This is a genomic window from Pseudalgibacter alginicilyticus, from assembly GCF_001310225.1.
GTDB lineage: Bacteria > Bacteroidota > Bacteroidia > Flavobacteriales > Flavobacteriaceae > Pseudalgibacter > Pseudalgibacter alginicilyticus.
Window position 1 is genome coordinate 273,214 of the sequence record NZ_CP012898.1, and the last position, 20,586, is coordinate 293,799.

Consider the following 20,586-nt stretch of genomic DNA (forward strand, 5'->3'; position numbering starts at 1 on the left):
ATTATGAGTAGAAAATCATGGCATTTAAATCGTAGAAGTTTTATTAAAGGTGTAGGTGCAGCCTGCATGCTTCCATATTTAGAATGTATGGGAATGGGGACACTTACTAATTTTTATGAACCTTTTGCACCAAAGCGGCTTTGTTTCTTATCTTTTCCAAACGGTGTTAGTATGTCTGAAGGTGAAAATTCCAAACATAAGGAATGGAATTGGTTTCCTCATAAAACGGGAACAGGTTATGAGCTAACAAATTCATTATCGCCCTTAGAGCCTTATAGAAAAAATATGTCCATATTAGGTGGGTTGAGTCACCCCAATAGTAGGAATGTGTTAGGTCATATGGCTGGAGACACATTTTTAACGGGAGGAGATTTACGTGGGGATAAGTATTTAAATACAATCTCTATTGATCAAATTGCAGCCCAAAAACTTAATAAATACACAAGAATTCCTTCTTTAATACTTTCTACAGATGGAGGTGTGGGGTATAAATCTAGGACTTCAACTTTATCGTTTGATGCCCAAGGAAAAGCCATTCCAGCAGAGCATCGTCAGCGTGAAATATTTGAACGTTATTTTTCACCAACTGGAGGTTCAACTTCTATAGAACGTCGTAAAAGTTTACAACAAGATAAAAAAATTGTTGATTTGGTACTGGAGGATAGCAAACGTTTAAAAAAGCGATTAGGGGCTAATGATAAGTCTAAATTGGATGAATACATGTCATCTTTAAATAGAGTGGAAGAGCAAGTAAAACGCAATGAAAAATGGCTGGATGTTCCCATGAAAGAATTTGATGCATCTCATATAAATTTAAATGTTGACGCTACAGTAGATCCTGAATCATATTTACGCTCTACCATGGATTTAATGATTCTTGCTTTTCAGACAGATTTAACTCGTGTAGCAACTTACATGATGGCCCGTGAAGACGGTATGGGCTTTGGTGATGCCTTTCCAAAATTAGCTTTAAATTTAGGAGGACACCATAGTATGACACATGATAGAAAATCGGGGTATCAAGAGCGTTTAGGGAAATATGACCAATGGTTGTCTAAGCAATTTGCTTACTTCATAGATCGTATGGAAAATACTTTTGATGAGCATGGTTCGTTATTAGACAATACCTTAATATTATATGGGAGCCCATGTAGTTCAACACATAACGCTAACAACTGCCCGTTGATTCTTGCTGGAGGTTCCAAGTTAGGAGTAAAGCATGGTTCCTATGAAACATTTGATGCTAAAAAAATACATCTATCCAATTTATTTGTAAGTATGTTAAATGCGGTAGGCATAGAAACTGAAAGTTTTGCAGACAGTACAGGTCGTTTACCATCTATAATTACATAATTATTTTGATTTATTAGTTATGTTTAAATATTCCGCAGATTTATAAAAATCGCGGTTATTTTTTTTATTAAAAACTAAAGAGGAATAAGCACTATAAAACCAACTAAAATAAATTTATGAGTAACCAAAAAAGAGTTCCAATTGTAAGCAAGGATTTGTTTTTCCCTTTTATTATTATAACATCATTATTTGCTTTATGGGGTATAGCTAACGACCTCACAAACCCAATGGTTTCAGCATTTAAAAAAGTAATGCCTGAACTTACCAATATTCAAGCCTCTTTAGTTCAGTTTGCCTTTTATTTTGGATATTTCTTTATGGCATTACCCGCAGCATTATTTATTAGAAAATTCACCTATAAATCGGGTATTCTTTTAGGTTTAACACTTTATGCTATTGGTGCGTTTATGTTTTATCCTGCAGCGGCATATGAAGATTATAACTTCTTTTTAATATCCTTGTGGGTTATTACTTGTGGCCTTGCTTTTTTAGAAACTACAGCAAACCCATTAGTTTTAGCTTTGGGAGCTAAAGAAACAGCTACGCAACGATTAAATTTAGCCCAAGCATTTAATCCTGTAGGTTCCTTAACAGGTATGATTATAGCTCAGGTATTTGTTATCAGTGCCTTGCGGTCTGATGATTATACTGTGGAAGCATACAATGCTTTAGCTTCGAATGAATTGGCTGCTATTAGAGAGAATGATTTAGGTGTTATTAGTGTGCCTTATATTAGCTTAGGGGTATTGGTTTTGGTAATTATGACTGTCATATTTTTTACAAAAATTCCCAAAACACCAGTTGAAGAAAAAATGAGTTTATCTGCTTCATTCAAAAAATTATTTGCTAATAAAACCTACTTAGGAGGTGTTTTAGCGCAAGCAGCTTGTGTGGGGTCTCAAATTATGTGTTGGACTTATATTTTTCAATATGTTGATAATTTAAATGAAGTCACAGGTATGAGTTTAACCGCAACAAACTATAATATTGCTGCCATGATTTTATTTTTAAGTGGAAGATGGATTGGAACAGGTTTAATGAGACGTTTAAATCCTTCAAAAGTATTGATGATATTTGGAACAGGTGGTGCTCTTTGTGCTATTGGAGCTATTACATTACCAGGTATGACAGGATTAATATCTTTGGTTGGTATTTCTATTTTTATGTCTATTATGTTTCCAACCATATATGGTATCGCATTAAATAATATGGGAGACGAAGCAAAAATAGGATCTGCAGGTTTGGTCATGGCTATTGTGGGTGGTGCCTTTTTACCAGTTGTTCAAGGTGCTATTTTGGACATGGGAGGTGATGGTTTTGCCGACGTGAAATTTTTAGGATATATTCCTGAAATTAACTTTTCATTTATACTTCCAGCTTTATGTTTGGCTATAGTTGCGTTATATGGTTATACAACGCTTATTAAAAGTAAGGTGGCTATAAGTTAAATGTTTTTCCTTGTTTTTAATACATAATCAGATTCATTTTAAACAAAAAACTAAATGACTTGTGAGAGAAATTGTAAGTATTTCTGTTCCCTTAGAACTCAGAAGGCAACAGAGTTTAATAATAGTTCTGTATTTAGTACGTTGTTTAGGCATAAATTTTGAGTCAAAGGCATATAATGACAATTAGTGTTATCATTAAATAAATTAGTTATAACCCCCTAGAAGTATAAAATGTTTATTAGCATTGGATGAATAAATTGTAACATTATAATATTCATAAATAATATCAACTATTTAATAGATAAAAACGACTTATAATACACCAGTTACTCTGTGTGTTATAAAACAGCCTTTATTTTTTCAAACAAAAATAGCGTGTAATTAAATTTGTCTTCTTAAATTGCCATAAAGATAAATCCTACTTTTATGGATATTTATGTTCAAATCCTTATAGAATTTATATTTGTTTCTGCAAGTATCCTTTTTTTGTTTAGACTTAGAACTAAATTAGGATTAGCGCCTCTTTATATTTTATTAGGTTCTATACAGTATTTGCAGGCGACTTTAGGAGGGAGAGTGCATTTTGAATTTCTTGATACTTACACCATCCATCCTGGGTCGGTTATATTATTTAGTGCCGTTTTATTTGGCTTATTATTAATTTATATAAAAGAAGGCGTTTTAAGTGCAAAGTCGTTAATCATAGGTGTTATAATATCAAATTTTATTGTTACACTATTATTTGGTTTAACACATTCACAAGAGTTGATAATTAATGAATTACAGCAAGTACAAGCTAGTGCAAATTCAATTTTCAAAATAAATTATAAGATTTTTATTATTGGAACTTTCGTTCTATTATTAGATTTTTTGGTGTTGATTGTTGTTTATCAATTTTTAATATCTAAAATTAGAACTCGTTATTTCTTTTTCATTCTATTTTTATCATTGTTTACAGTTTTAATGTTTGATTCCATTCTTTTTAACGTGGCATTATTTTATAATACTGTTGAATTTAAATCAACCATTCTAGGGCATATCATAGGAAAAACATTTGCTTCATTTGCTTTTGCATTTCTTTTATACATCTACCTAAAACTTGTTGATAAGAGCGCTTTGAAATCAACATTTATAGCCAATCAACAAAGAGACCTTTTTTCAATTCTTTCCACTAGGAAGAAAATAAAACATTTAGAAACCGAAAAGAAAGAAATTGAGAAAAAACTAACATTTAGATTAGAAACAACATTAAATAATATATCTGATGGTTTTATTTCATTAGATACCAATTGGTGTTACACTTATGTAAATAAAAAGGCAGGTGAATTTTTAGGAATATCAGCTAATGATTTATTAGGAAAACATATTTGGACAGAGTTTTCAGAATATGTTAATCGTCCCATTTATAACATTTATAACGAGGCATTTGAAACTCAAAAAACAAAATACTACCAAGAGTATATAGAATCTCGTGATAAATGGATTGAAAATAGAATTTATCCTTCGCCTGAAGGCTTAACTATTTATTTTACAGATATAACGGAGCAGAAAAAAGCAGAAAAACTTATAGTTAAAAATGAAAAATATCTTAATAATATTATAAACAATATTGGGGATCCTATTTTTGTAAAAGACGAACAAAGTCGATTGTTGCTTATTAATGATGCATTTTGTAAAATTTTCCACCTTAATAGAGAAGAAATAATAGGAAAAACACTTGCAGAGGATGTGCCAGTTGAAGAAAGAGAAAGTTTTTTAAAAATTGATAAGCAAGTATTATCTACAGGTATAGAGAACATTAATGAAGAAACTCTTTCTGTTAAAGGAGAAAATACTTTAATTATATCAACAAAAAAATCAAGGTTTTTTGACGATAATGGCAATAAATTTTTAATAGGAATAATTAGAGATATAACAGATCGTATCAAGTCTGAACAAAAAATAATAGAAAATGAAGAGAAATTTTCTAAAGCCTTTGAGTCAAAAGTAATAGGGAAAGCTATTCTTGATAATGATAAAAAGATTATTGAAATAAATGAAGCCTTAACAAACATTGTTGGACTTAAAAGAGAAAACATGTTGGGAAAAACGGCCGAAGAGATAGGTTTTTTTAAACTAAACAACCAAACAAATTTAGATAATGAAAATTTGCTTTGGAGTACATTTAAAAAAGAGGGGTATGTGTTAAATATGGAATTAAAATATCTCTTACATACAGAAGCTGTTATATTTATTTCCCTGTCATTACAACCTCTTTTATTAAATAATAAAGATCATATTTTGATTACTATTTTGGATATAACTGAAAAGAAAAATGCAGAGGCTGAATTAGAAATATATAGAGATAACTTAGAAGAATTAATAAAAACAAGAACAGAAGAAGTAAATTTAAAAAATGCAGAGCTGCAACGTATGAATAAACTGTTTGTAGGTAGGGAGTTAAAAATGAAAGAACTGAAAAACATTATTAAAGAAATGAAGTTAAAAAATGATAAGTAGAACAGTAATTAAAATAGAGGTTTCATTTAATTTTGTTTTATTATGAAAAGTAATGTTCTTTATCTTTTTTTAAAAAAACCTTTAGTTGCAGGTTTATCAACTTTTATATTGCTATTTATTATTACCCAATATATTGCATATCAACAATATTTAATAAATGAAAATGAGCAAAAAAAGGAAATAAATAATCAAGTAGATTTAATAGAAGAGAAATTACATACATTAATCATGTACAGCTATTCTGCAACTAAATCTTTGGCTTATATTGTTGAAAGAAATGGCATTCCTACTGATTTTGATAATATAGCCATTGAATTATTAGCTAGAAATAAATATTTTAATGTTGTAGAATTAGTAGATGGTAATGGCGTTATAACTCATGTGTATCCACTAAAAAACAACAATGTAATAGGACTTAATATTTTAACAAGGTCTGAGTCAAGCAGTGGAGCCAAAACGACTATTAATAGGAAAGATTTTTTTATTTCAGGACCGGTTAATTTAAAACAAGGAGGTATAGGTATAATAAGTCGGCAGCCCATTTTTATAGATAATGAGTTTTCTGGATTTTCAGCCGTTGTTACCAAGCTTTCCACTTTTTTAAATGACTTAAATATTGATACTACTAATAATCGTTTTATTTATCAATTATCAAGAGTTAATTTTGAAACAGGAAATGAAGAATTCTTTTTAGAAAAAGACATGTCTTCTTTTAAAGAATATGCTGTACCAATTGAAATACCTTCTGGTGAATGGAAATTATACGTTGTTCCAGCCCAACGCACACTTAATGAGGCAATATGGTTTGCTATATTTGGGTTTGTAATTACAATTTTTGGTAGTTGGGGAGCATGGTTTTTTGTTGGACAATCAGAAAGATTAAATAAATTAATTAAAGATAAATTAGTAGAACAAGAAACTCAATTAAAATTAATTTATGAAACCACTAAAAAACAAATAAAAAAAAGTGAATTAAACTTAATTAAAGCACAACAGATTGCTAAACTTGGAAGTTGGGAATTTGACATTAAAAAGAAGGATATGTCTTGGTCTAAAGAAATGTATCGAATATTTGAAAAAGACCCTAAGCAATTTGAAGTCAATCAAGAGTCCATGCTAAGTGTTGTTCATCCTGATGATAGAGATTTACTATTTAATACATACAATTATTCAGTTAAAAACAAGAAGCCTTTTAAAATCACTTTTCGCCTAAAGTTTGATGGTAGACGAATTAAATATGTTGAAAAACAAGGAGAAACAATTTATGATACAAACCAAGTTCCTAAAAAATCTTTTGGTACAATACAAGATGTAACAGATAGAAAAAAGAATGAACTAGAGTTGAAAAATAGTGAGCTCTTATACCGTAGTCTTACTACTAATGCACCCGTTGCTATTTTTAATTTAAATGAAGTTGGAGAATGTACCTATGTAAATGAGCAATGGATAAAATACTCTGGATTGACTTTTACTGAAGCTATGGGAGATGGTTGGCAAAATGCTTTACATCCTGATGATAAAGTTCGTGTTTTAAGTGAATTGCAAAAAGCAATAAAAACAAATATGGCCTTTAAGTCTGAAATGCGATTCCAAGATAAAAAGGGTAACATTAGATATCTTTCTGTAAAAATCACAAAACTATTTGATGCAAATAACAATATTTATGGTCATATTGGTATTGCGTCCGACATTACTGAGAGAATTGAAAACGAAAAAGAATTATTAAACTATAAAAATAATTTAGAGGAGTTAGTAAGCTTGAGAACAGAAGAGCTTAATGATAGTAAAGATGCTTTATTAAACCTTTTAGAAGATATAAATTCTCAATCCATTGAATTAGAAAAAGAAAAAATAAAAGCACAGTCGGCAGACTTAATGAAGTCTGCTTTTTTAGCAACCATGTCACACGAATTAAGAACACCTATGAATTCTATTATTGGTTTTACCAGTATTTTGCTTAAAGAATTTGCAGGGCCTTTAAATGAAGAACAGTTAAAACAAATAGGCATGGTGAAAAAAAGTGGTCAACATTTATTAGGTTTAATAAATGATGTACTGGATATTTCTAAAATTGAAGCTGGTGAGTTAAAAGTATCAAATTACCCTTTTAATTATGTGGTTTCATTACAAAAAACAGTTGATTTTTTAATACCTCAAGCTTTAAAAAAAGGATTGAACATTGAATCTGAAATTTCTGAAACTAATATACCCATAGTTAGTGATGAAAGACGCGTAGAACAAGTATTATTAAATTTACTTTCCAACGCTATTAAATTTTCAAATGAAGGGGTTATTCGAGTTAAGGTTGATGTTAAGGATAATTTAGTTGTTACTCAAGTCATAGATCAAGGTATTGGTATAAGTAAAAAAGACATTAATAAGTTGTTTGTTCCTTTTATTCAATTGGAAGGAGGCTTAAGTAGAAGTCATGAAGGTACTGGATTAGGTTTAGCTATTTCAAAAAATTTAATCTTAAAATTAGGAGGAACAATTCAGGTAGAAAGTAAGTTAGGTGTAGGTAGTACCTTTACCTTTACATTACCTTTGTAATAAATTGCTATATTTATAAATAATTCAATAAAAAGTTAAATATTATTCTCTCATAACTATGAATTTATCAATTTTAATAATTGAAGATAATGAACAAAATATGTATATGCTATCGTATCTTCTTAAAAAAAGTAATTATAATGTCATTAAAGCTTATAATGGAAACGACGGCTTAAAATTAGCGCATGAACATAAACCTGATATTATTTTAATTGATATTCAATTACCTGATATGGATGGTTATGAAATATGTAGTAAGTTGGCTTTTAACGGTTTGCCAAAAAATACCGTTTATATTACTGTAACCTCTTACGCTATGGGTGGAGATAAAGAAAAATCAATAGAAGCTGGAGCAGATGGTTACATAGAAAAACCAATAGACCCTGATATTTTCGTTAAACAAATGGAAAGTATCTATAAAACAAAAAATTAAGTAAATGAAAACCATACTCATTGTTGATGATAATATTGAAAACCTCTACTTGCTTAGAGTCATTCTTGAAAAAAATGGCTATTTAGTTGTAGATGCTAAAGATGGAAAAGAAGGTTTATCAAAATTGCATCATACAAAAGTTGATTTAATTATTTCAGATATTTTAATGCCAATAATGGATGGCTATATGTTCTGTCAAGCCTGTAAAAAGGAAAAAGATTTAAAAAAAATACCCTTTGTATTTTATACATCCACATATACAGAAAAACCTGATGAAGAATTTGCATTAAAATTAGGAGCTGCAAAATTTATAAAAAAACCGATTGATCACGAAGCTTTATTATTTATTGTTGAAGATATTTTTGATAAAATAACCTCTAAAAAAGCATATGTTAGAAGGGCTAGAATTAATGATGAGGAAGTTTTAAAACTTTATAGTGAACGTTTAATTAATAAATTAGAAGAAAAAACATTAGAATTAAAAAACGAAATTGTAGAACGAAAAAAGGCAGAACAAGTTTTAACCCATGAAAATCAAATCATGGATTTAATTACTGAAAACACAAAGCTTGATAAAATTTTAGATCATATATTGATTAATTTTGAATCAATGCACTCTGATTATTTTGGATCTATCAATGTAATGCAACCTGATGGAATACATTTAGAATTGATGTCAGCTCCATCACTTCCTAAAGGTTATCGAAAAGCTGTAAAACGTGTGAGAATTGGAGAGCAAGTTGGATCTTGTGGTACAGCTGCTTTTATAAAAAAACCAGTAATTGTATCAGACATTGATATAGATCCTCGATGGAGTAATTATAAAGATATTGCGTTAAAACATCATTTAAAATCTTGTTGGTCTATTCCTATCCTTTCTAAAAGTAATGAAGTGTTAGGTACTTTTGCTATTTATAGTAATAGGGTTAAAATGCCTTCTTTAGATGAAATAAACACTTTAAGTTTTTCTGTTAATTTGGCAAATATTGCTATTGAAAAATATAATATAGCTCAAGAGGTTAAAAAAATTGATGAATCATATCAATCTTTAATAGAACAAGCTAGTGATGCTATAATTACTTATTCATTTGATGGAACAATTCACGATTTCAATAAATCGGCTTGTGAATCTTTAGGTTATACTTCTGAAGAGTTTAAAAAATTAAAAACCAGAGATTTTGTTGTAGGGGGACTGACGGAAATGCCTAAAAGTGTGGAGAAGATGAAAAGTGGCGACTCTTTATTTATTTACAGACAATTAATTAGAAAAGATGGGAGTTTAATTGAGGCTGAAATATCTGCTAAATTACAAAGTGATGGTAAAATTCTTGGTATTGCACGCGACATTACAGAACGTAAAAAAGCAGAGGTAACCTTAAAAGAAAAAAATATTGAATTAATAAAGAGTAATGAAGAACTTGATAGATTTGTATATAGCGCGTCCCATGACCTAAGAGCACCTTTAACTTCTTTAAGGGGCTTGATAAACATCTCTGAGTCTGGATTGTACGCTGAACAAGATGAATTAAAAGCACACTTAAAAATGATGTCACAAACCATTGATAAAATGGATACGTTTATTGAAGATATTTTAGATTATTCTAGAAATACTAGAACACTGGTTAAGAATGTAAAAATTGATTTTGACGAATTAATACATTTTTCTTGTAATAATTTAAAATTTATGAATGTTAAGTTGAAGCATAAAACATTTGTGGAAGTAAACCAACAAGTAGATTTTTATTCTGATAAAAAAAGATTAGAAATTATCCTAAACAATATTATTTCCAATGCTTTTAAATATTATGATGAAAATAAAAAAGAACATTTTATACATATATCAGTAAACACAGATTCTGAAAAAGCAGTAATTGAAATTGCAGATAATGGGGTAGGCATAGCAAAAAAACATTTGAATAAAATTTTTGACATGTTTTATAGGGCAACAAAGTATTCTAAGGGTTCAGGAATGGGTATGTATATTGTAAAGGAAACGGTTGACAAATTAAGAGGCACTATAAATGTTGAATCTGAAATAAATAAGGAAACAAAATTCACAATTATTTTGCCGAATACTAAATAACAAATTGAGCTATGAACCTAGAAGAAGTTTTGTTGATAGATGATAATAATATTGATAATTATATCAATAAATTTATTGTAGGAAAATCAAAAATAACAACTAAAATAACAGTACAATGTTCACCCGTTGAAGCGTTAGATTATCTTAAACATATGGAAGGTAAATTTCCAAAGTTAATTTTTTTAGATATAAAAATGCCTGAAATGGATGGTTTTGGTTTCTTAGAAATCTTTGACAAATTTCCAGCACAAAAAAAAGAAAATTGCAATATTGTTATGCTCACATCGTCACACAATCAATTTGATATTGAAAGAGCAAATAATAATCCTTATGTTAAAAAATATCTCATAAAGCCTTTAGATTTAACCAAACTAAAAGACGTCTTAAAAGATGTTTTTGCTTACGTATAATTATTTAATATTAGTTCTTTATAATTTCAACTTCAAACAACTTATCCCAACGTTTTCCTGTAACAAAAATGGTTTTAGTTTCGGGATTATAGGCAATACCATTTAAAACATCTAATCCTTCATGTTGAGTAACCAGTTTTTTTAGTGGTGAAAAATCAATAACACCAATAATGGCCCCATTTTTTGGATTAATGATTGCCACACCATCTTTTTGGTAGCGATTTGCATAAATATTTCCATCAATCCATTCCATTTCATTAATACCTACAATTTTTCCTTTATTGGTATAAACTTGAATGTAATCTTCTTCAACTAAGGTTTCTGGATTTAATAGCCAGATTTTTTCAGTACCATCACTTTTGTAAATAACATTATCATTATTACACAAACCCCAGCCTTCTTTACTATTACCGTATTTAAAACTGCTTAGTTTTTCAAAAGTTGTTACATCGTAAACAAAACCAGTACCTTCTTTCCAAGTTAATTGGTAAATTTTGTTTTTTAAAATGGTGAGACCTTCTCCAAAATATTCATCAGCCAAATCAATATTTCTAATAACCTTACCAGTTTTATAATCTACTTTTCTAAGTTTCGATTCTTTATATTGCCCCGTGCTTTCATATAAAGTATCGTTATAAAATTCAATACCTTGTGTGTATGAAGTTATATCATGAGGGTATTCATTAATGATTTTATAATTGTATATTTTTGGAGTTTCGTTATTTAATATTGTAATGCTTGTTGAAACTACTTGTTTTTCGTTGTTAAAATAAACGGTAGCTTCTACGGTTTGTTTCCCCAATTTTTTATTTTTTAAACTAGAAGTAGCATTAATTTTTTTTCCATTTAAGGAGAAGGAAACCGAATCAATTGTATGATTTTTTTTGTTATCTAAAGAAAGATTTAAATCTTCATCAATTGAAATATCGCCTTTGTTAGCATTGGTTTTAATAAAAAAATCATTTTTTTTCTGTCCAGCATTCGAACCGCAAGAAATAATAATAATTCCTAAAATTATGATTGTGAGAGCTTTGAATATTTTCATTGGTGCTTTAAATTTTAAGCAAGATATTTATTTAAAATCAGTTTAAAAAATCATTGTGAAATTTTTAAAAGGTTGTATCTTTGCAACCGGCAAGTCCTACACAACCAGCTCCTGTTGAATCCTCCAGGGCGGGAACGCAGCAAAGGTAAATGGTCGTAGCGGTGTGATGTAGGTAGCTTGCCTTTTTTTTGTTCTTAAATATGAACAGCAAATATTTCCATCGTAAAGATGCCAGGTATTCTTCGTAAATTAAAAATCAATCAACATATTAATAAATATTGAAGTTAAGCAAATTACTTTTGTTTAATTTTACATTTTTAATTTTTCAATGCAATTACATGTCTAAAGTTGTTTTAATCACAGGAGGTTCTTCTGGAATTGGTAAGTCTATTGGTGAGTTTTTAACAGAAAAAGGTTTTAAGGTTTATGGAACCAGTAGAACTCCAGAAAATTATAAGAACAGCCAGTTTGATATTTTAACTTTAGATGTCAAGAAAATTGAAACCATATCTCAAGCAGTTCAAGAAATTATAAGGAAAGAGGGAAGGCTTGATGTTTTAATAAATAATGCAGGAGCGGGTATTACAGGACCAATTGAAGAAATTCCAGATGCTGAAATTAAAGCTAATTTTGAAACTAATTTTTTTGGCCCCATAAATGTAATAAAAGCTGTATTACCTCAAATGCGAAAACAAAAAGCAGGCTTGATTTTGAATATTACATCCATTGCAGGCTATATGGGCTTGCCATATCGGGGTATATACAGCGCAAGTAAAGGAGCTTTGGAATTAGTAACTGAAGCATTTAGGATGGAACTGAAAGAATTCAATATTCAAATGACAAATGTAGCTCCTGGAGATTTTGCTACTAATATTGCTGCTGGACGTTATCATGCACCACTGTTAAATGATTCGCCATATAAAAAACCGTATGGTGATACTTTAAATTTAATGAATGACCATGTGGATGCTGGAAGCAATCCATATATGATGGCTGAAGCTGTGTATAAAATTATGAATACATCCACTCCAAAGGTGCATTATAAAGTAGGGGCGTTTATGCAGAAATTTTCTATTGTTTTAAAACGTATCTTACCAGATAAACTCTACGAAAAAATACTGATGAATCACTATAAATTGTGAATAAAATGAGTGAGTATGTTATAAACAATACAAGTAACAATTAGATTAATTACATCTTGTTTTTTTACGCACTATTGATTGATTAACCCTAATAATTCCTGTTCAAAACCTACAGCAAAAATATTAGCATTATTGTTTACAATTCTGTTGTGTTTATTGACAACTATAACTTTAGTCATAGGGTGGATGGCTAATAAATTTCTGGAAGCTTCAGGAGTTTTAAATTGATATTCACCTTTTAAAGGAAATTTATTTTTTTCTAAAGTAGAAACCCATTTACCTGTGCCATAGTCATCTATATTAATAATAATAAAATTAATTTCAGGATATTTTACTCTTAACTCTTTAATTTTATTATGACTTTTTCTGAAATGCTCGTAGAATGAGTGTGACCAAAAACAAATAGCGGTGGGGGCATTTATTAATGAGTTACTATTAAATTCAGTATTTTGATAGTTAACTATTTTTATATTAGGAAATACTTGGCCTGGCCTTAAATTGTTTAAGGACGCTACATATTGGGATACTACTGTTTTATTTTTTTCGTCGGTACTTTTCTCTAAAAAAGATTTTAAAACAACACTGTTATTATCTAAATTCTTGTTTTTTGCTAAAAAAGACATGGTGTTGTGGTAAAGTAAATCATTTTTTATAGTTTCATTACTAACTAAGCTGTCAATAATATTAAGTCTATCAAGATTATAACAGAGGGAGTTCCTTTTAACTTGGCATTCCTTAGTGTGTTTAAAATGCTGCTTAAGTGCCAAATTATTTAAATTAGATCTCAAAAAATCATTGTAACTAAAATAATCTTTTAAAAAATCATCATTATAATCAATATTTTTGCGATAGCTATAAAAACTATCAGGTAATGAATTTATGATATTATGCTTGCCTTCTCCATAATGGACAAAAGGATAAATTTCTTTACGAGTATAATATTTATAATCAATGTTGGCTTGTGCAATCCTGTTAAATAAAGAAGAGGTTTTGTGCTTCTTAGAAAAACGTTGCAATTTTTTATTTTTAATATTTCTAAGGGAGTCTATTTTATGTTCAAAAGCCAATGGTTCTAATTGACAGTATTTAAAAATATCAGATTCTAAACTTTCATTTTTTAAAAACTCATTCATAAAATAGTTATTCTTTTTTGCTCCAATACCAGTATAAACTAATGATTCGTCAAACTCCAAGGTATTAAGCCTAAAAATAATACTATCCATAGGCTCTAAAAATACCATTTGTACTTCACTACCGTGTTTAAAGGTGTATAAACCAGGTTTTAAATGTTTTAACTTATAAGAAAATCTATTGTTCTTATCGAGTAAGATAGTATCAAACACTTTGTCAGACTTACCAATAACAACAAAATTTGTATTGGGGTTTATTATTTCTCCACCAAAATAGGCCACTTCACCCTCGTCCTGTTGGATGTTTTTTTTGCAACCTACAAGTGAAATAAGTATGATTAAAAACCAAAAATATAATTTCATCTATTGTTTTTCATTTTAATAAACGTACCTACGTTATTGCTTTTTAGCAAATAGTGAGGAATTTGCAAAGCTGTATTTTATGTCTTACAGTTGGTTATAAAAAAATAATATACAAAAATATGTTTTGCTTTTAAATTGTGCTGTTAATGCGCTGTTAAATGTTTAATTTCAGCTATAAACTAAAAAATAAGTGACAGATCTAACGCCTTAAAGGTCTAATTTTTTTACTTTTGCAAAAAATAAAATTAGCTCTATGTTATCAGTATCAAATTTGTCTGTTCAATTTGGAAAACGCATTCTTTTTGATGAAGTAAATACCACCTTTAATAATGGCAATTGTTATGGGATTATAGGTGCAAATGGTTCAGGGAAGTCAACATTTTTAAAAATTATTTCTGGTAAAATGGAACCTACTTCAGGACAGGTTCATTTGGAGGCAGGTAAGCGTATGTCGGTATTAGAGCAAAATCATAATTTATATGATGAACATACCGTTTTGGAAACTATTTTAATGGGGAATAAGCCATTATTTGAAATAAAATCTGAAATGGATGCGCTGTATGCAGATTATTCTGATGAAAATGCAGATAGGATTGGAGAACTTCAAGTTCAGTTTGAAGAAATGAATGGTTGGAATGCAGATAGTGATGCAGCAGCTATGTTGTCAAATTTAGGTATAAAAGAAGAATTTCACTATACCTTAATGAAGGATTTGGATGGAAAGCAAAAAGTACGAGTGTTGTTGGCACAAGCTTTATTTGGAAGTCCAGATTTACTTATAATGGATGAGCCTACAAATGATTTAGATTATGAAACTATTTCTTGGTTAGAGAATTTTTTGGCTAATTATGAAAATTGTGTGATAGTAGTTTCGCATGATAGACACTTCTTGGATGCTGTTTGTACACATATTTCTGATATTGATTTTGGAAAAATCAACCATTATTCAGGAAATTATACGTTTTGGTATGAATCTTCTCAATTAGCAGCAAGGCAGCATGCACAGCAAAATAAAAAAGCTGAAGAAAAGAAAAAAGAATTAGAAGAATTTATACGTCGTTTTTCTGCTAACGTTGCAAAAAGTAAACAAGCTACTAGTAGAAAGAAAATGATTGATAAGCTAAATATTGCTGATATTAGAAGAACTAGCCGTAGATATCCAGCTATTATTTTTGAACGAGATAGAGAAGCTGGTGATCAGATATTAAATGTGGAAGGACTGGCAGCATCCCTTGATGGCGAAGTACTATTTAAAGGGATTGACTTAAACTTAGCTAAAGGAGATAAAGTTGTTGTATTCTCAAGAGACTCTAGGGCTACAACGGCATTTTATCAGATATTAAATCATAAAGAAAAAGCTGATGCGGGAAAGTTTGATTGGGGTGTAACAACGACGCAATCTTATCTACCATTAGATAATAGTGAGTTTTTTGAAAATAACTTGAGCTTAGTAGATTGGTTGCGTCAGTGGGCTACTACTGAAGAAGAACGTGAAGAAGTTTACATTCGTGGATTTTTAGGGAAAATGATTTTTAGTGGCGAAGAAGCACTTAAAAAATCGAATGTGCTTTCTGGTGGTGAAAAAGTACGCTGTATGTTAAGTAGAATGATGATGGTAAGAGCCAATGTACTGATGCTTGATGAGCCAACAAACCATTTAGATTTAGAAAGTATCACGGCCTTTAATAATTCCCTAAAAAACTTTAAAGGTACAATGTTATTTACGACCCATGATCATGAGTTTGCACAAACCGTAGCCAATAGAGTTATAGAACTTACTCCAAACGGTATAATTGATAGATATACTACTTTTGATGAGTATATGCAGGATAAGAAAATTAAAGAATTGCGTGATAAAATGTATACGGTTGAAGTATAATTTTTAATCTTTTTGCAATTCTGAAGTAATATTTTTAACGATAGGAAGTGCTTTGTCAAGTTCATCTTTATGTACAAAAAGTTCCTGGTAATCTGAATTGGAGCCGCCAAATACAGGAATAAGCAAGCCTGATTCTGTTTGCTCTTTTACAATAGCGTGAATATTAGCTTTTTTTAATTCAGAGACAATGCGTTGAGCAATAATTAAATTACCGGAATATATTATGGTATAATTAGAGTCATTCATAGTTTTAAGTTTAGTGATTGAATTCGTGGTCTTGCGTTTCTAATTCAAAAGTTATACTTTCTATTATTGGAAGTGCTTTTTCAAGTTGATCTTTATGAACAAAAACTTGTTGAAACCCTGGAATTAAACCTCCACCAAATCCTGCTAATCTTGCAGATTCAGTTTGATCTTTAACAATAGGCTTTATATTAGTGTTTTCTAAATCGAAAATAACACGTTGAACAATGATTGAACTTCCAGTAAAAATTTTTACGAAATCAAGGGGCCTCATAATTAGAGTTTTAAATTAAAATTGATATTTTAGTTTTGAGTTTCCATTTCAGAAGAAATATTTTCAACTATGGAAGTTGCTCTTTTTAGTTCATCTTTATGAACATGTATTTCTTGAACCCCTTGGATAGACGCGCCAAAACCAGCTAATCTAGCTGACTCAGATTCGTCTTTAATAATAGCACAAATATTTTCACTTTCAAGCGCAAGAAAGATGCGTTGAACTGAAATAAAATCTCCCATAAATACTCTTATGTAGTTTGACGTTTTCATAATATTATCTTTTAAGGGTTCCTTCTTAAAGGTACGAAAATTTTTCAATAAAAAATCTGATTTAACGCGGTTTTAGGTTTTTGATTTTTTAGAATTGGCAAAAATCAGGTTTACTTCATTAGGGATGGTGAATATGGTTTTGCTATGTGTACTTGGTTGAATATAAAATTAAAAACGACCTATAACTCCAATTTGGTTAGGGGTAAACGCTAAATTCCAAGTTATTTTGTGATTGTTTTTGTCTGAATGATAAGTTTGGCTTTTGTGAAGAAACTTATCAATACTATCAACCACAATAATACTTATTGCAGTACTGAATGCTATATCGGTCAACCAATGTGCATTTGCGGTTAGCCTAGAAAGTGGGGGAATAGCACCAATAGAATATACGGCAACTTTAGACCAACTACTATTAAATTGTTTTGCTATTGCATGAGCCATAGTAATAGATAAAATAGTATGGCCTGAAGGAAAAGAATGAAAATCTCCTTCACTAGAAAAAAATCGAAATTCATACGGATCATAGCCGCTGTTAGGGCGTGCTCTTCCTATTACATTTTTTGTAATGGACTGTATGAGACCACTGGTTACAGAAGAAGAAATTATTAAAACACTTGTTTTTCTTATTTTTTCATTTTTTGTAAATAAACCAAAGCCGTAAAGACCAGCATTCACCATAAAATAATTTTGAGGACTTCCAAAATACCAGCCAAAATCTTTTAATAATTTGGGAGCGTTTTGTTCTTGTTTTATGAAATATGAATTTGCACTTTCATCTAAAAGGGAAAGCCCTGCTGTTCCTGCTAACAGAAAACTCAATTTTTTAAAATCTTGCCCCTTCCAATGAATAGGTCTTAAAGTGGAGTGCTTAATACCGCCCCAAGTACTTTTTGAATCTTGTTTTAATAAGTTCCATGTACTGGTAGTGTCAGTATGGGTTATTAAATCTACATTTTGAGCAGTACTACACAATCCAAATGCAATGCAAATGATAAGTAAAAAGTATTTGGTTAAACTCATTACGTTCTATCTCAATTCAGCTCCAAGCTCTTTTTCAAAACTAAACTGCAGCTTATTCATGATTTTATCTATCTGTTTATCGGTAAGCGTTTTGTTTTCATCTTGTAAGGTGAAGCTAATTGCATAGCTTTTTTTACCATTAGGAAGGTTTTTTCCTTGATATACATCAAATAAATTTACATTTTTAAGCAGTTGTTTTTCACTTTGCTTAGCTAGTTTATAAATAGACTCGAACGAAACATTTTCATCTAAAAGTAATGCAAAATCACGGCGTACTTCTGGATATTTAGAAATGGGTTTAAAGGTAATTTTATTACGCTTTATAATATCTAAAACAGCATCCCAGTTAAAGTCAGCAAATAATACATCTTGTGAAATATCAAAATGTTTTAAAATAGATTTTTTAACCAATCCAAAATCAACTAATATCGTTTTTCCTAAGCTAAAACTAATACCTTCTGAAATCACATCATTCTTTGTAGGGGTTTCTCTATAACGAGAAATTCCTAAACGTTCTAAAACGGAAATAATACTTCCTTTTAAAAAGAAAAAATCGCTTTTTTGTCCAGAGTTTATCCAGTTTTCCTGTGATTGATTTCCAGTTGCAAATATTGCTAAATGTTTAAATTCTTCTCGTTTTTCGTGGTAACCGTGATAGGTTTTTCCGAATTCAAATAGTTTTAAATCTGAACGCTTTCGGTTGATGTTGAAAGATAAAGCCTCTAATCCGGAAAACAGTGCCGATTGTCTTAAAACAGATAGGTCCTTACTTAAAGGATTTAAGATTGTAATGTTATTAGAAGCTTCTAACTGTTCGCTTAAAGCTGTATAATTAGGTGTTGTAAGTGAATTGGAAAGGATTTCATAAAAACCTTGTGAAGCCAATTGGTTGCCAATAATATTTTGAACCTTATAATCTTCAAAGCGTGATGAAGTAGAAATTGAGGCATTTAGTTTTTTAGTAGTTTCTATATTGTTATAGCCGTAAACACGTAATATTTCCTCAATAATATCAGCCTCACGTTGCACATCATTTCTATAGGCAGGAACCGTCAAACCTAATCCAGCTTCGGTAACATTATTTACTTTAATATCAAGTGACGATAAAATGCTTTTAATAGTTTCTTTAGGGATTTCTTCTCCAATTAATTTTTTTGCATTTTCAAAACTCAATCGCACTTGAAAATCTTCAATTTTTTTAGGATAAAAATCACCAATATCACTTGTAATTTCGCCTCCAGCTACTTCCTGAATTAATAAGGCAGCACGTTTTAAGGCATATTCAGTTATGTTTGGGTCAATTCCACGTTCAAATCTGAAAGATGCATCCGTATTTAGTCCATGACGTTTTGCAGATTTTCTAATACTTACTGGGTTAAAATACGCACTTTCCAAGAAAATACTTGTTGTAGTTTCTGAAACTCCAGAATAAATACCTCCAAAGATACCAGCAATACACATTGGCTTTTCTGCATCACAAATCATTAAATCATCTTCGTGCAATTCTCGTTCAATTCCATCTAAAGTGATGAATTTTGTACCTGATTCTAATGTTTTTACTTCAATTTTATTTCCGGATATTTTAGCTGTATCAAAAGCATGCAATGGCTGGCCCAATTCATGAAGTACATAATTGGTAACATCTACTATATTATTAAGTGGTTTTAATCCAATGGCTTTTAAACGATGTTGAAGCCAAGATGGGGATTCTTTGACTTTTATACCTGAAATAGTTAAGCCACAATAACGTGGTGCTAAGTTTTTATCTTTTACCTCCACATCCATTTTTAAGGTGCGGTTTTCAACGTGAAATGCACTAACCGAAGGCGTAATAAGTTCTAAATTAATTTCTTTTTGTGTAAGTCCTGCTTTTAAGTCGCGAGCAGTGCCAAAATGACTCATGGCATCAGCTCTATTTGGAGTTAGTCCAATTTCAAAAACTTGATCGTTTTCAATATCAAAAATGCTTGAAACTGCTGTGCCTACTTTGGTGTTTTCATCTAAAACTAAAATACCATCATGTGATTTCCCTAAGCCTAATTCATCTTCAGCACAAATCATTCCGTAGCTTTCTTCACCTCTAATTTTTCCTTTTTTAATAGTCCAAGAGTCACCAGTTTCGGTATATAAAGTAGTTCCAATAGTGGCAACTGGTACTTTTTGTCCTGCAGCTACATTGGGAGCTCCACAAACAATCTGTAAAGGAGCTTCAGTTCCAATATTTACAGTTGTTACTTTCAATTTATCTGCGTTTGGGTGTTGGATACAAGTTAAAACTTCACCAACAATAATACCTTCTAACCCGCCTTTAACAGATTGGTAGGCTTCTATGCCTTCTACTTCTAATCCTAAATCTGTAAGTAATTCACTCGTTTGTTCTGGTGTCCAATCTGTTTTGATAAATTGTTTTAACCAATTATATGAAATCTTCATTTGTGATGT

Annotated in this window: 16 protein-coding genes and 1 other RNA gene; 10 read left to right on the top strand and 7 right to left on the bottom strand. The window is 30.2% G+C overall.

Annotation, left to right across the window (positions count from 1 at the left end; all coding sequences use genetic code 11):
• The first annotated feature begins 3 nt into the window (after positions 1-3).
• From APS56_RS01020 to APS56_RS01050, 7 genes are all read left to right on the top strand, one after another.
• A complete protein-coding gene (locus APS56_RS01020) occupies positions 4-1,353 on the top strand; it encodes a DUF1552 domain-containing protein (RefSeq protein WP_054723944.1) in 1,350 nt (449 codons plus the stop codon).
• A gap of 116 nt (positions 1,354-1,469) precedes the next feature.
• Entirely contained in the window at positions 1,470-2,801 is a 1,332-nt protein-coding gene (gene fucP, locus APS56_RS01025; protein WP_054723946.1) for an L-fucose:H+ symporter permease, read from the top strand.
• A gap of 426 nt (positions 2,802-3,227) precedes the next feature.
• Positions 3,228-5,300 carry a PAS domain-containing protein gene (locus tag APS56_RS01030; RefSeq protein ID WP_054723948.1) on the top strand — a complete coding sequence of 691 codons (2,073 nt, stop codon included), beginning with the start codon at positions 3,228-3,230 and terminating at the stop codon, positions 5,298-5,300.
• A gap of 42 nt (positions 5,301-5,342) precedes the next feature.
• Positions 5,343-7,850: a PAS domain-containing protein gene (locus tag APS56_RS01035; RefSeq protein WP_054723950.1), complete on the top strand. Its 2,508-nt coding sequence runs from the start codon at positions 5,343-5,345 to the stop codon at positions 7,848-7,850.
• 58 nt (positions 7,851-7,908) lie between these two features.
• Positions 7,909-8,283 carry a response regulator gene (locus APS56_RS01040; RefSeq protein ID WP_054723952.1) on the top strand — a complete coding sequence of 125 codons (375 nt, stop codon included), beginning with the start codon at positions 7,909-7,911 and terminating at the stop codon, positions 8,281-8,283.
• A gap of 4 nt (positions 8,284-8,287) precedes the next feature.
• Positions 8,288-10,366 carry an ATP-binding protein gene (locus tag APS56_RS01045; RefSeq protein WP_054723955.1) on the top strand — a complete coding sequence of 693 codons (2,079 nt, stop codon included), beginning with the start codon at positions 8,288-8,290 and terminating at the stop codon, positions 10,364-10,366.
• A gap of 11 nt (positions 10,367-10,377) precedes the next feature.
• Complete coding sequence (locus APS56_RS01050; protein ID WP_054723957.1) at positions 10,378-10,776, top strand: response regulator; 399 nt, start codon at positions 10,378-10,380, stop codon at positions 10,774-10,776.
• A 10-nt stretch (positions 10,777-10,786) separates the two neighbouring features.
• On the opposite strand, the gene APS56_RS01055 is transcribed toward APS56_RS01050, so the two are convergent.
• Positions 10,787-11,821 carry a glutaminyl-peptide cyclotransferase gene (locus APS56_RS01055; RefSeq protein ID WP_054723959.1) on the bottom strand — a complete coding sequence of 345 codons (1,035 nt, stop codon included), beginning with the start codon at positions 11,819-11,821 and terminating at the stop codon, positions 10,787-10,789.
• A gap of 87 nt (positions 11,822-11,908) precedes the next feature.
• Between APS56_RS01055 and ffs the strand changes: the two genes are divergently transcribed.
• An RNA gene (gene ffs, locus APS56_RS16685) (signal recognition particle sRNA small type) lies at positions 11,909-12,007 on the top strand.
• 152 nt (positions 12,008-12,159) lie between these two features.
• The gene (locus APS56_RS01060; protein WP_054723961.1) at positions 12,160-12,963 is read left to right on the top strand and encodes an SDR family oxidoreductase; all 804 of its coding nucleotides are present in this window, start codon (positions 12,160-12,162) and stop codon (positions 12,961-12,963) included.
• 71 nt (positions 12,964-13,034) lie between these two features.
• On the opposite strand, the gene APS56_RS01065 is transcribed toward APS56_RS01060, so the two are convergent.
• Entirely contained in the window at positions 13,035-14,456 is a 1,422-nt protein-coding gene (locus APS56_RS01065; protein WP_054723963.1) for a hypothetical protein, read from the bottom strand.
• Positions 14,457-14,709: 253 nt separating this feature from the next.
• On the opposite strand from APS56_RS01065, the gene APS56_RS01070 reads away from it, so the two are divergent.
• Entirely contained in the window at positions 14,710-16,335 is a 1,626-nt protein-coding gene (locus APS56_RS01070; RefSeq protein ID WP_054723965.1) for an ABC-F family ATP-binding cassette domain-containing protein, read from the top strand.
• Between the two features lie 3 nt (positions 16,336-16,338).
• Here the strand turns inward: APS56_RS01070 and APS56_RS01075 are convergent, their stop codons facing one another.
• From APS56_RS01075 to pheT, 5 genes are all read right to left on the bottom strand, one after another.
• Entirely contained in the window at positions 16,339-16,581 is a 243-nt protein-coding gene (locus APS56_RS01075; protein WP_054723966.1) for a putative signal transducing protein, read from the bottom strand.
• Between the two features lie 10 nt (positions 16,582-16,591).
• On the bottom strand, positions 16,592-16,852 hold the full coding sequence (locus APS56_RS01080) for a putative signal transducing protein (RefSeq protein WP_054723968.1): 261 nt from the start codon (positions 16,850-16,852) through the stop codon (positions 16,592-16,594).
• A 29-nt stretch (positions 16,853-16,881) separates the two neighbouring features.
• The gene (locus tag APS56_RS01085) at positions 16,882-17,124 is read right to left on the bottom strand and encodes a putative signal transducing protein (RefSeq protein ID WP_054723970.1); all 243 of its coding nucleotides are present in this window, start codon (positions 17,122-17,124) and stop codon (positions 16,882-16,884) included.
• A gap of 168 nt (positions 17,125-17,292) precedes the next feature.
• Positions 17,293-18,144, bottom strand: a complete 852-nt coding sequence (locus tag APS56_RS01090; protein ID WP_054723972.1) for a phosphatase PAP2 family protein — start codon at positions 18,142-18,144, stop codon at positions 17,293-17,295.
• 6 nt (positions 18,145-18,150) lie between these two features.
• Positions 18,151-20,577 carry a phenylalanine--tRNA ligase subunit beta gene (gene pheT, locus APS56_RS01095; protein WP_054723975.1) on the bottom strand — a complete coding sequence of 809 codons (2,427 nt, stop codon included), beginning with the start codon at positions 20,575-20,577 and terminating at the stop codon, positions 18,151-18,153.
• Between the last annotated feature and the right edge of the window lie 9 nt (positions 20,578-20,586).

Bases quoted from the DNA above. Each gene is read 5' to 3' on its own strand.
- APS56_RS01020 (WP_054723944.1), top strand. From the start codon at position 4: ATGAGTAGAAAATCATGGCATTTAAATCGTAGAAGTTTTATTAAAGGT.
- fucP (WP_054723946.1), top strand. From the start codon at position 1,470: ATGAGTAACCAAAAAAGAGTTCCAATTGTAAGCAAGGATTTGTTTTTC.
- APS56_RS01030 (WP_054723948.1), top strand. From the start codon at position 3,228: ATGGATATTTATGTTCAAATCCTTATAGAATTTATATTTGTTTCTGCA.
- APS56_RS01035 (WP_054723950.1), top strand. From the start codon at position 5,343: ATGAAAAGTAATGTTCTTTATCTTTTTTTAAAAAAACCTTTAGTTGCA.
- APS56_RS01040 (WP_054723952.1), top strand. From the start codon at position 7,909: ATGAATTTATCAATTTTAATAATTGAAGATAATGAACAAAATATGTAT.
- APS56_RS01045 (WP_054723955.1), top strand. From the start codon at position 8,288: ATGAAAACCATACTCATTGTTGATGATAATATTGAAAACCTCTACTTG.
- APS56_RS01050 (WP_054723957.1), top strand. From the start codon at position 10,378: ATGAACCTAGAAGAAGTTTTGTTGATAGATGATAATAATATTGATAAT.
- APS56_RS01055 (WP_054723959.1), bottom strand. From the start codon at position 11,821: ATGAAAATATTCAAAGCTCTCACAATCATAATTTTAGGAATTATTATT.
- APS56_RS01060 (WP_054723961.1), top strand. From the start codon at position 12,160: ATGTCTAAAGTTGTTTTAATCACAGGAGGTTCTTCTGGAATTGGTAAG.
- APS56_RS01065 (WP_054723963.1), bottom strand. From the start codon at position 14,456: ATGAAATTATATTTTTGGTTTTTAATCATACTTATTTCACTTGTAGGT.
- APS56_RS01070 (WP_054723965.1), top strand. From the start codon at position 14,710: ATGTTATCAGTATCAAATTTGTCTGTTCAATTTGGAAAACGCATTCTT.
- APS56_RS01075 (WP_054723966.1), bottom strand. From the start codon at position 16,581: ATGAATGACTCTAATTATACCATAATATATTCCGGTAATTTAATTATT.
- APS56_RS01080 (WP_054723968.1), bottom strand. From the start codon at position 16,852: ATGAGGCCCCTTGATTTCGTAAAAATTTTTACTGGAAGTTCAATCATT.
- APS56_RS01085 (WP_054723970.1), bottom strand. From the start codon at position 17,124: ATGAAAACGTCAAACTACATAAGAGTATTTATGGGAGATTTTATTTCA.
- APS56_RS01090 (WP_054723972.1), bottom strand. From the start codon at position 18,144: ATGAGTTTAACCAAATACTTTTTACTTATCATTTGCATTGCATTTGGA.
- pheT (WP_054723975.1), bottom strand. From the start codon at position 20,577: ATGAAGATTTCATATAATTGGTTAAAACAATTTATCAAAACAGATTGG.